Annotated in this window: 13 protein-coding genes; 2 read left to right on the top strand and 11 right to left on the bottom strand. The window is 38.9% G+C overall.

Going from position 1 to position 11,370, the window contains the following annotated elements:
• Positions 1 to 62: 62 nt before the first annotated feature.
• From asnA to M2419_RS02440, 5 genes are all read right to left on the bottom strand, one after another.
• Positions 63 to 1,109: an aspartate--ammonia ligase gene (asnA, locus tag M2419_RS02460; RefSeq protein ID WP_227550166.1), complete on the bottom strand. Its 1,047-nt coding sequence runs from the start codon at positions 1,107 to 1,109 to the stop codon at positions 63 to 65.
• 253 nt (positions 1,110 to 1,362) lie between these two features.
• Positions 1,363 to 1,689 carry an iron-sulfur cluster assembly accessory protein gene (locus tag M2419_RS02455; RefSeq protein ID WP_153845844.1) on the bottom strand — a complete coding sequence of 109 codons (327 nt, stop codon included), beginning with the start codon at positions 1,687 to 1,689 and terminating at the stop codon, positions 1,363 to 1,365.
• Between the two features lie 81 nt (positions 1,690 to 1,770).
• Positions 1,771 to 2,949, bottom strand: coding sequence for a cysteine desulfurase family protein (locus M2419_RS02450; RefSeq protein WP_228280187.1), 1,179 nt, complete (start codon positions 2,947 to 2,949; stop codon positions 1,771 to 1,773).
• Positions 2,950 to 2,975: 26 nt separating this feature from the next.
• Entirely contained in the window at positions 2,976 to 3,401 is a 426-nt protein-coding gene (locus tag M2419_RS02445) for a DUF983 domain-containing protein (RefSeq protein ID WP_046675442.1), read from the bottom strand.
• A gap of 2 nt (positions 3,402 to 3,403) precedes the next feature.
• Positions 3,404 to 4,270 carry an AraC family transcriptional regulator gene (locus M2419_RS02440; protein ID WP_153845846.1) on the bottom strand — a complete coding sequence of 289 codons (867 nt, stop codon included), beginning with the start codon at positions 4,268 to 4,270 and terminating at the stop codon, positions 3,404 to 3,406.
• A gap of 143 nt (positions 4,271 to 4,413) precedes the next feature.
• On the opposite strand from M2419_RS02440, the gene M2419_RS02435 reads away from it, so the two are divergent.
• Positions 4,414 to 5,271: a mechanosensitive ion channel family protein gene (locus tag M2419_RS02435; protein ID WP_153845847.1), complete on the top strand. Its 858-nt coding sequence runs from the start codon at positions 4,414 to 4,416 to the stop codon at positions 5,269 to 5,271.
• Here the strand turns inward: M2419_RS02435 and M2419_RS02430 are convergent.
• The 6 genes from M2419_RS02430 to M2419_RS02405 all read right to left on the bottom strand — a co-directional run bounded on the left by M2419_RS02430 (position 5,268) and on the right by M2419_RS02405 (position 10,677).
• Positions 5,268 to 5,426 (bottom strand): hypothetical protein, encoded by a 159-nt coding sequence (locus M2419_RS02430; protein ID WP_182331205.1) that lies wholly within the window; start codon positions 5,424 to 5,426, stop codon positions 5,268 to 5,270. The genes M2419_RS02435 and M2419_RS02430 overlap by 4 nt on opposite strands.
• Entirely contained in the window at positions 5,423 to 6,397 is a 975-nt protein-coding gene (locus M2419_RS02425; RefSeq protein ID WP_153845848.1) for a D-glycerate dehydrogenase, read from the bottom strand. Before M2419_RS02425 ends, M2419_RS02430 begins: the two co-directional genes overlap by 4 nt.
• 153 nt (positions 6,398 to 6,550) lie before the next feature.
• Entirely contained in the window at positions 6,551 to 7,981 is a 1,431-nt protein-coding gene (locus tag M2419_RS02420) for a serine hydrolase (protein ID WP_259254154.1), read from the bottom strand.
• 31 nt (positions 7,982 to 8,012) lie between these two features.
• Positions 8,013 to 8,753, bottom strand: coding sequence for a LytTR family DNA-binding domain-containing protein (locus tag M2419_RS02415; RefSeq protein ID WP_153845850.1), 741 nt, complete (start codon positions 8,751 to 8,753; stop codon positions 8,013 to 8,015).
• Positions 8,746 to 9,792, bottom strand: coding sequence for a sensor histidine kinase (locus tag M2419_RS02410; protein ID WP_153845851.1), 1,047 nt, complete (start codon positions 9,790 to 9,792; stop codon positions 8,746 to 8,748). The genes M2419_RS02415 and M2419_RS02410 overlap by 8 nt, the downstream gene beginning before the upstream one ends.
• A 3-nt stretch (positions 9,793 to 9,795) precedes the next feature.
• Positions 9,796 to 10,677 carry a LiaF transmembrane domain-containing protein gene (locus M2419_RS02405; protein ID WP_227550168.1) on the bottom strand — a complete coding sequence of 294 codons (882 nt, stop codon included), beginning with the start codon at positions 10,675 to 10,677 and terminating at the stop codon, positions 9,796 to 9,798.
• Between the two features lie 266 nt (positions 10,678 to 10,943).
• Between M2419_RS02405 and M2419_RS02400 the strand changes: the two genes are divergently transcribed.
• Positions 10,944 to 11,279: a DUF3276 family protein gene (locus M2419_RS02400; RefSeq protein WP_075993406.1), complete on the top strand. Its 336-nt coding sequence runs from the start codon at positions 10,944 to 10,946 to the stop codon at positions 11,277 to 11,279.
• The last annotated feature ends 91 nt before the right edge of the window (positions 11,280 to 11,370 follow it).

The following is an 11,370-nucleotide window of genomic DNA, read 5'->3' as shown; positions in this document are numbered from 1 at the left end:
GTATCGATATACTGGAAAACGCGGTATAGTTGCCGCGTTATTAATTCTTAATAAGTATTGTTTTATAAGATATCAATACCTTCTTGTCTTAGCGTTTCTTTTTTGTCCTCTTCCCAGATACTGACTTGGACTTCTCCAATATGTTGTTTCTTGAGCATAAACATACAGACACGTGATTGTCCGATCCCACCGCCCATAGATTCCGGTAATTGATCATTAAGAAGCATGCTATGGAAAGTCAGTTTGGATTTTTCAGTGCAATTTCTGATTTCCATTTGATGTGCCAAAGCGGTTTTATCGACGCGAATTCCCATGGAAGAAAGCTCAAATGCTGAATTTAAGATCGGGTTCCATACGAGAATATCGCCGTTCAATCCTTTGTGCCCAGCCTCATTGGCAGTGCTCCAGTCGTCGTAGTCCGCTGCGCGTCCATCGTGTGCAACACCATTGCTCAGTGCCCCTCCGATACCATATAAAAACACAGCTCCATATTCTTTTGTGATTGTATTTTCACGTTCCTTTGCACTTAGATTAGGATATTTTTGCAGTAGTTCTTCAGCCGAAATGAATGTAATGGTTTCTGGAAGAATCGCTTTTATCTGTGGATATTTGCTTTCAACCTGTTGTTCTGTAAATCGTAACGCATCGTAAATTTTTAATACGGTTTCTTTCAGTAAGGCCAAATTACGTTGATCTTTATCGATTACTTTTTCCCAATCCCATTGGTCTACATAGATCGAGTGAATAGGGGTGTAATCTTCATCAGGACGCAGTGCTTTCATGTCTGTCACAATGCCTTCCCCAGGTAACATTTCAAGCTCTTTTAAACGGACTCTTTTCCATTTTGCCAATGAATGTACCACGACAGCCCTTTTTTCATTCAATGATTTAATCGGAAATGATACGGGACGCTCAATTCCATTTAAGTCATCGTTTAATCCTGTGCCGTCTAAAACCACCAATGGTGATGAGATCGGAATTAAATTTAATGCTTTCTTTAGTTGTTGGACAAATGTATCTTTAACGAAGCTGATAGCAACTTCGGTACTTAAAAGTTTTCTTCCCTCCATATGAGTCAAATGAAATACCATACATGGATTGATATGCATGGTTTTATTTTTTTATTCAGTTATTTCATACAAAAGTATGAAAATATCATTGGTTAATCTGTTTGGTTGTGATTTTTAATATTTATCCATTAAAAAGTTGAAAAAATAAAAAAATTCCAACAAAATGAAGGTAGGTCAATATTTAATTATAAAACTAATAATTTGTTGGTGCAACCAAAAGTGTTTGATTACTTACCAAAAGAGCCCTGAAATATTTCAGGGCTCTTTTGTTTATGGTGGATCGATTGATTGATTAAACGGAGAAGCTTTCGCCACATGCACAGGTCCGGCTCGCATTCGGGTTGTGGAATTCAAAACCCTTTCCGTCCAAACCATCGGAATAATCCAATTCTGTGCCTGCTAGGTATAAAAATGATTTTATATCCAAACAGACCTTCACGCCTTTATCTTCGAAGAATTGATCACCTTTTTTTTCTTCGTTATCGAAGTTCAGCTTATAACTCAAGCCCGAACAACCGCCACTTTCCACAGCAACACGCACAAAGTAATTGCTGTCATATTGCTCATCCTTCATGATTTCCTCGATACGAGATTTGGCTTTGTCAGTAACTGTAATCATAGTAATATCCTTTGTATGACACAAAGATACATACAATCTTGTTATATTTCGTCTGTTATAAAGTTTTTAGAATGTCATAAATTAATCGATCAGGCCAGCTTTGAAAAGCTGCCAGATGGGGGATTGATCGCGGATTTTACGAACGGCTTCTGTGATCAATTGGGCACAACGTATAATATCCTCTTGAGTCGTAAATATGCTTAAGCTAAAGCGAATGGCCGATAATGCGTCTTCTTTGGAAATGCCCATAGCCATTAAAACATGGGAAGGTTCCCTGGATCCGGTCACACAGGCCGAGCCCGAGGAAAGCGCCAATGCAGGGCAGGTAGTCATTATTTCGCTGGCCAGTATATGTTTAAAACTAATGTAACTGGTATTTGGTAGGCGGGGTACATTTTTTCCATGAATGATGATTTCAGGAATGGCACTTAAAATTTCTTCCAATAGATTGCGGTTTCGTTCGACCGTATTATAAGATGTTGGCTTAATCAGAGACATGGCTTTTCCAAAGCCGACGATAGCTGGCACGTTGTAAGTGCCGCCTCTAAATCCGCCTTCCTGACCACCACCCACAATTAATGGGGTAATCTGAATCGGCTTTGATTTTCGACGAATGTATAAGGCGCCGATTCCCTTTGGGCCATGAAGTTTATGCGCACTCAGACATAAGAGGTCGATAGGGATTTTTTGTAGATCAATGTCGATTTTTCCAACAGCCTGCGTTGCATCACAGAAGAACAAGATATCTTTCTCTGTACAAATAGTAGCAATTTGTGCTAGCGATGTACATACCCCTGTCTCGTTATTAGCGGCCATAATGCAAACGAGTATGGTCTGGGCACTCATCGCATTTTTCAAGTCGTCTATATTGATCATTCCTTGTGCATCGACGGGGAGATAGGTGATCTGTGCTCCTTTTTTCGTCAATTGTTCACAGCAACTTAAGACAGCCTTGTGTTCTGTTGAAACGGTGATAATATGATTCCCCTTGGATTGATATTTGTCAAATATGCCACAGATTACGGTATTAATACTTTCTGTTGCACCTGAATTGAAAAATAGTTCTTTCGGTGAGCAATTCAGCACTTCAGCTATTTGTCCTCTGGCAAGTTGGATGGCAGCGTTGGCTTCACGCCCCATTTGGTGATAGACACTCGATGCGTTCGCATAGTTTTGGATGAAGTAGGGAGTCATGGTATCCCATACTTCATCCAAAATTCGAGTTGTTGCGTTGTTGTCCAAATAAATGATATCCTTCATCAGGATAAAGATAAGGATAATGAAGGTTATGCTGAAGCCTTCACATCAACTTCCTTTTTTTTGACATTCGGATCATATCTTAAGCCCGGAGTTAACCAATACATCAGTATGATACGGGAATAGCGGTAGTTGAATGGCGACATTAAAACAACGCTCATGATAGCAACTGTTGCATAAAGTATAAAAGAAGAATCATTGCCTGTTAGGATATAGGTTGCCATACAGGCAGTAACCATTTCGGCGATGGAGAACGCATAGGTAACATACATGGCACCATAAAAATAACCTGGCTCACGTTCGTAACGAAGTCCACAGTATTCGCAATGGCTATTCATTTTTTGTACTTTCAGACCGTATGCAGGCCCTTGGTACACATGGCCGATTCTGCATCTTGGACATTTTGCTTGCCATGCGGCTTTAAATTCAGATAATTCGTATTTAACCTCTTCCATAGTTATAGTTGTTTTCTGAACTCTTCTGGTGTGAGCCCAGCGGATTTTTTGAAAAATTTAGTAAAGTATGAGTTGTCCTTAAATTGCAGCTCATCTGCAATTTCGGTAATATTTAAATTTCTATTGACCAGCAGCCGCTTCGCTTCAAGGACAATGCGGTTCCGGATGATTTCTCCCGCAGATTGTCCAATATAGGATTTGCAGATTGCATTCAGATGATTGGGCGTAATAAATAACTGATCTGCGTACACACTGGGCAATTTGGTAGACTTGAATTGCTGTTCAACCAATTGCTGAAAACTATTGAATATTTTGTGATTATATGGCGTACTGTGTTCTTGATGATCCTTTTCTGTAGCAATCGATATATATAATATAAACTGCAATAAAAGTGTACGGATATAGTCTTCTGGTAATCGTTCCGCTTTTGCAGATAAGATTTGATCGAGAATAGCCGTCGCCTGGGGTCGATATTGTTCAGCTAAAACAAATATCAGATGTTCAATTTTACCCTGTAAAAAGCTAAAGCGCTCCAGGTAATCGGTCCGTAAGAGAAAAGACTGAAAGTAATCAATGGAAAAATTGACAACATAACCATCTTCGTCACCTGTAAAGTTCCAGGTATGAACCTGGCCCGGTACCATAAAATAGATTTGATAAGGTTCAATGTTGTAATGATTGAAATCGATAATGTGTTCCCCTGAGCCTTTAGTGAATAGTACAAAATGAAAAAAATTATGTTTGTGAGGAAACACCATATCCTGATGCTTGATGATATATTCTTTTAGATCATCAATATGAATCGTCGTATTATTGTTGAGATCAATACTACAACTATCAATGATAGGAATGGTGTTTTTTCTATTCATACAGCAAAATTACACTAAATATTCTTTTAATAGTGGTGTTTATTTGTTCTTTTGTGGTATTTTTCAATGATTTTGATCTTTTGATAGTGCGTGGGCGATGTTGGAACAATCCTTGTGTCTAAAATTTTAAAATATATTTATAAATGGAAAGTAATTTGAATAGCCTAGAAACGAGATTTGGGCGTTTGACAGACATTGTGATTGAGTCTATTCCGGGGATTATAGGGGGGATTATCCTATTGATTCTTGGTAAATATGTGATTGGTTTTGTGGACCGATTATTACATAAACGTTTTGAAAGGAAAAATGTGGATCCTTCGATCCGGGCTTTTATCTCTAGCATCGTCAAGATTGTCATGTGGGTGATGTTGCTTCTTACTGTAGCCAGCCAGATTGGGATTCAGACAACCTCGTTTATCGCTGCATTGTCTGCTTTTGGATTGGCTGTTGGTATGGCACTTCAGGGCAGCTTGAGCAATTTTGCTGGCGGAGTGCTCATATTGATGTTTAGGCCTTTTGAAGTGGGAGATTCAATTTCGAGCGCAAATGGTACCGCAGGTACGGTAGAAAGGATTGATATCTTGTATTCTACTTTAATAGGGGATGATGGGGTACGTGTTTTTAGTCCTAATGGCCCCTTGGCTAATTCGGTTATCAAAAATTATACGAAAATTGTGCAACGGATGTTTGAATATACCATCAGTATCTCGTATGATAAAAACGTGAAAGAAGCGAAAGATATCATATTAAGGGTTCTCCGTTCGAATGAGAATGTGTTGACAACTCCGGAGCCAACTGTTTTCATCAAAGAATTGGGAGATAGTGCCATGGTATTGACCGTTCGTGCCTGGACGAAAAGAGAGCATTATGTCGCTGCTCGAAACTCGATGCAGGAAAAGATTATGTTGGAGCTGGAAAGGAACGATATTAGTTTATCTTCCAATCCGACGCAGATTAGCATTGTTTCAAATTCAAGTGACCAAGGAACTGCAAAAGCTTAGTCCTGGTTCGTTTCCAATGCATGTATAAGGACAAAGTACCTGTAGGCAATGATAGCCTGCTGGTACTTTTTTAATTTTAACGGATCCATCTTACCGTATTTTGGTAAGATGGCTTTATTTAAGCTGTTTAAAAGCTGAAAAAATCTTCGTTTCATTGATATACTTCTTTATTGATAATTTGTGGCATTTTTTCGCCTTTGATTGCTGCCAGTACATTGCTGGCGGCCATAAGTGCCATATTATCCCTTGTTTCTACGGTGGCAGAGCCGATGTGCGGCAGGATACAAACATTTTCCATCGTTAAGAGTGGGTTTTTTGGATCCATCGGCTCCGGGTCTGTTACATCAAGCCCGGCTCCCCATAATTGGCCAGTCTGCAGGGCTTCTGTTAGATCCAATTCATTGACCAATCCGCCCCTAGCAGTATTCACTAATATAGCGGAGTTTTTCATGCGCGTAAACGTATTTTTGTCAAACCGGTTTTTAGTCTCCGCAGTCAAAGCTGCATGGATTGAAAGTACATCGCTCCGCGTGAGCAGATCGTCGAAATTAACATATCGTGCGCCAAGAATTTGTTCAGCTTCCTCATTACGGCTCCGATTGTAATAGATAATTTCCATGTTATACGCTGCTTTGGCTTTTCTGGCGAATTCAAAGCCAATTCGTCCCAGTCCATAGATGCCCAGTGTTTTGTTATTGAGCTCGACGCCTAGGTTTGCAGTGGGATCAAAACCTTTCCATTCGCCCTGCAAAATTCTTTTGTGGTTGAAAAATGCTTTCCGCGATACCGATAGCATCAAGAGGAAAGCAACATCTGCTGTTGCTCCCGAAAGAATGCCTGGTGTATTGCTTACGGGTATTCCATGCTGTGTAGCGGCTGAGATATCCACATTGTCATAGCCGACGCTCATGAGAGATAGGGCTTTTAGGTTAGGGCAGTTTTGAAAAAAATTAGCATCAAACTTTTGCATCCCACCGTTAAGGACGTAGTCGGCCTGTTGGCTAGCTTTGATAAGCTCCGTTTCGGATAGGGGGGTACTTGAATCGTGTATAGAAATGTCGTGCCCTGCAGATTTTAATAGATCTATGCCTTTTTGTGGAATTTTTTTAGTGATAAATATCTTCATGTAAATAGATGCTGTTTAGCTTGTTGTCGGTTGATTCCTCTGAATCCATTTGTTTTATAGTATCTTCAAAATTAATGATCACTCATCGCTATTACAACAAAAAAAGCCATATTGTTGTTTCAATATGGCTCATTATTCCTTGTTTTTTGAACTTTACTTTTTACGGAGTAGGTAATCCAAGATAGCTTTACCCGTGTCATCGGTAGAGATGGCTGAATTGGACAAGATGACTACGCCACTTTTTTTGTCGGGCGATAAGGCTAGATAGGAGCTGCTTCCAGCAGTTCCGCCATTGTGCCAATAAACCGTTAGGTCGTCAATCAAATTCATATGCCATGCGAGTCCCAGATCTGTGTCTGGGGGTAGAAAAAATGTAAATAACCGGGTATTTGCCATCGCATTTTCCAAGGGAGTCTGTGGCATCTTGAATTGTGCATTCGCAAATTTAAGCAGATCCTCCAGAGTCGATTTTAATCCGCCAGCGGGACCGAAAGCGTCAAACGCCCAAGGAATTACTTCTTGGCCTTCTTTGTTGTATACTTTAAAAGTATCTTTTCTCTTAGGGTCTAATACTTGAAAGGTATTACTCATTTCAAGTGGTTTACAGATGATATCTTTTACAAGCTGATCATAACTTTTTTTATAGATACTGCATATAATGTCTCCTAATACGGCGTAACCAAGGTTGCTGTACTCATATTCTTCACCTGGATTTTTTTTATTTTTAAAGCTTGCGAGGTAATTATAAAGTGCTTTTTTGTCGTATGTTTTGTAGGGGTCGTTTTCGTTAAATCCTTTGACTTTGTCAAGATTGTCAGGAAGCCTAGGTAAGCCAGAGGTATGATTGGCCAGCATTTGAAACGTTATTTTCGAAAGCTCTTCATTTTTCTTGAGTGTATCAGGAAGAAATAGCTCTATAGGCTGATCTAACGTTATCGTTCCTTCTTCGACAAGATTTGACAAAAGTATAGCCGTAAAAACTTTGCTAAGTGAACCGATCTCATAAATAGACGTTTTTGTAGGCGGAGTTTGGTTGCCTTTGGCCGTCTCACCGTAGAAATAGGTTTTGGTTTGTCCATTTTTTAGAATGCCAATGGCAAGTGATTGCGTATTTTGTTGTTTCAAATAGGCATTTGCAACCGAATCGACAAAAAGGTCGTCGTTATCGACTGATTTCTGTGTGGCAGGTACCACAATAGTTTTTTCCACTTGAGGCTTTATTGCCAAAGGAGTGAATTTTAATGTATTGAATTTTAGACTTGTATCTGTTGCAAAAAGAACCTCATACGATTTGCTGTCGAAGTCCATCTGATAGGTTGCAAGCCCTTTTTCAAATTCTTTTATCGTTGAGCTTTTTACTCTTCCTAGGGGATAGAGCTCCTGTAGTACTTGGGTGAATTTGGCTAGGCTAAATTGTTGTTTGAAGGAATTACTGGCCAAATTATAGGCAGAGTCTGTCATCTGGGAATTGATAAAAAATTCCAGCCTATTATAAACTCCTCTGTTGACCTGTTCCTCAGGATTCGTTTGGGCAAAGGAGTAAGATGTGATGCCCAGCAATACTATTGTAATAAAATGTTTCATAACTATTGATGGGCACAAATCTACGGAATGTTTAAATTCCAATCAATTGTTTTAATCGTGCATAGCCTGATTTACTGATATTGAGCTTTTCGCCCGATGTCAGTGCAGCAATATAAGAATCCTTTTCATAAGGTTCCAATTTGGCCAACTGATCCACTTTAATGATAAAAGAACGGTGTATGCGGACAAATTGATTTGGATCCAAAGATTTTTCAAAAAATGCCATTGTTTTATTTTTCAGGTACATGCCATCTTTGGTATGAATTTTAACATAATCATCATAAGACTCCAGATATTTGACTGTATCAATCGGAATAATCTTGATCTGGGTGCCTGTTTTTACAACAATACGGTCGATTTTTGTTTCGTCTTGCGCCGTAAGTACTTCGTAGTTGGGTTGGACTTTTTTCTCAGGTGCGGAGTAGCTTGTTCTGAATTTTTCTAAAGCTTTTTTGAATCGTGTTGGTGATACCGGTTTTAATAGATAATCCAGGGCGTTCTTTTCGAAAGCTTTCAAGGCGTATTCGTCAAAAGCGGTCGTAAAGATGACTGCAGGAGGATCGTCAACGAGTTCAAGCATTTCAAATCCGGTCAATTTGGGCATTTGTACGTCCAAAAAAATTAAATCCGGTTCGTGCGCATGGATAGCCTTAACAGCTTCAAAGCCATCACCGCATTCTGCCATGATGGATATATCGTCTTCATTTTTTAGGTAACCCGCAATAATGGAGCGTGCAAGGGGTTCATCATCGATAATAACGACTTTAATCATATTGAGGTATTTTTAGGGTGCTAATAAATATGTTGTCCTGAATTTGAGTTTCCAGTAGATCATTTCTTCCATACAGGAGATATAATCTGCGCTGAATGCTCGATAGCCCAAATCCGGTGCCTTTTTTCGGTTTTGACTGTTCTTCGCTGTCGAAGGGGTTGGTAATCTGAATCAGCAGCTGACCATCATTCGAATGGCATTTTATTTTAATTTCTACTTGATCCGTTACATTGTATAAGCCGTGTTTAATCGCATTTTCTACCAGTGGCTGAATAATCATGGCTGGTAATCTATTGTTGAAAATTTCTTCTGAGGAAGAGATGGATGTATTTAGTCGATGACCGAAGCGTACTTTTTCAATATCGAGATAAAGTTGAAGGTGATCGAGCTCTTCTTCAAGCGTGATAATTTGATTGTTTTCTTTTCTTAATGTTCCTCTTAAAAAGTCCGATAGTTGGAATGTCATGTTTCGGGCTTCATCCGGATTGGCACCAATAAGTGCTATAATGGAGTTGAGGCTATTGAATAGGAAATGAGGCTGTAACTGTTGTCTTAAATTATACAGTTCGGCTTCCCGAAGTAAATTTTCGGATTCCTGCTTCCGCTTGATATTGTTGATGTTGTCTTCCTGAATATTCCAAACGATATTGATAATGGCAACAGAAGTCAAAATGAGGAAGTTAACGATACCCCGATAGGGTAATGTTAAATCCAGCAAAGGGGTAAAGGTCGATTGGATAAAGTAACTCATCAAGAATCGGCTTAATGCGATGCTTATTGCGCCCATGATTAAACCGATGATGAGTACTTTCCAAATCTCCCGGGGTTGTGGGGTATAGAAATTGAGTGCTGATGACATGCCATAACAGCAAAACATCATAACAATACTGTTTATGAATGAATCTTTGAATGCGAGTTGTTGGTCAAAACCAGAACGAAGCATCAATAGGTATTGTAATGCAAGATATCCAATAAATACGGATATGCAGATAATGCCAATTAATCGACTTTTAACACTGAGGAACAGCTTACTTTTCATCTATTAAGCATTTTTTATGGTTAAATTACCTAAAATACAGGTGCCTGTTATATAGATTTTTTTATCTGTATCGGGGTTATAAATCGTTTGGAACCGGCGGTCATCGACAGAACCCAAGATTGAGGCGACGTTGCTAAATACCGTCCAATGCGGAGGTATAATAATACGTGCGCTGCCAAACAATTGGAATGTATCGATCACAATAGGCTGCTGAATATCTGCTTTTGTTAAATCCAGCTCTACACTTCCAAATACATTGGTCAAATTGCCCCCTCTAAAATGTTTGGAATAGATTACTTTCTTTTGGCCTGCAAAGATGGTGTTCAGATTGAGGTTGTCCTCAAATGACTGGTGAAAGGAATCTTTATCTTTGTCGCCAAAAGCCTGCTGATTAGGCGAGGCTTGTTGGCTTGAACCGTATTGTTCGTTAAATGGTCTTGATTCCTGGTCAGCAAGACTGCTATCTGTAGCGCCCTCCGAAGGTACATTGACTCGCTTATCCCAGTCGTAAGAGCCTTGCGGCGGATTAGGGAAGGTTGGAGGAGCCATCGGAGGTTTCCTTTTGCTCATGATAAAGTAAATCCCGAGAGAAATGATGATGATTGGGACGGTTACGGAACCAAAGTCTGTGCGCATCATTCTTGAAATAAGGCTTGCTCCGCCTATGATCAGTAGGATAATTGCCGATTTTTTCTGAAATTGGGAATTTATACCGATGACCAATCCAATGATGATTAATATCGTTTGCCAGCCAAATAACCAATCCGGAAACCAGCTTCCTAAATTTAGGTTATTCAATAATAAGAATATACCTACGATGATCACAATCGCTCCTACAATATTGCGGCTATTATTGCTGTTTGGTATGATGGGTTCTTTTTCCATAATGTTTTTACTATTTATGACTCAAAGATAGAGGCACAAATATATTCTACATATTTGCTTTAGGTAATACAACTTATATTTTCGGTAAATGTAATGATTTCGTCGGTAAAAAATCTTGTTGTTTATTTTTTATCCCAGCTATAAATAGAAGTGAACTGCCATTTTTATGCGTAATTGTCTTTTTTTTTAATATTATTTGGTGTATTAAAATGAATTATTATATATTTATCAAAGATTAAGATTACTTTAAACTTAAATAACAACCAATGGGAGATTTTGAAAACAAAGAACGTGAAGAAGTTTTTTCAAAAAAGGTGAGAGCAGGTAAGCGTACTTATTTTTTTGATGTAAAAGCAACTCGATCGAACGATTACTACATTACTATCACAGAAAGCAAGAAGCGCTTTGAGGATGGCCAGTTTATTAAGCATAAGATTTTCTTATATAAAGAAGATTTTGAGAAATTCGCTGATGGTTTGACGGATGTGGTTAATTACATCAAGTCTAATCAGGAAGTAATCGAGAAACGTTATGAGCCTAACTTTGATGATGCATACGCTGAGGAAGCGGATGTTCGGTCAAAAGATGATTTTTCGTTCTAGTATCCGTAGAACGAAATCTTAATGAAAAAAAGAAATAAAAGCCACTGTTGTGGCTTTTTTTATGGTTTTATATTCGATGCCGCACTTGACG

The organism is Sphingobacterium sp. BIGb0116 (genome assembly GCF_024808035.1).
Taxonomy (GTDB): domain Bacteria; phylum Bacteroidota; class Bacteroidia; order Sphingobacteriales; family Sphingobacteriaceae; genus Sphingobacterium; species Sphingobacterium paramultivorum.
The sequence above is the reverse complement of the archived record's forward strand: the minus strand, read 5'-3'. Positions and strand labels throughout refer to the sequence as shown.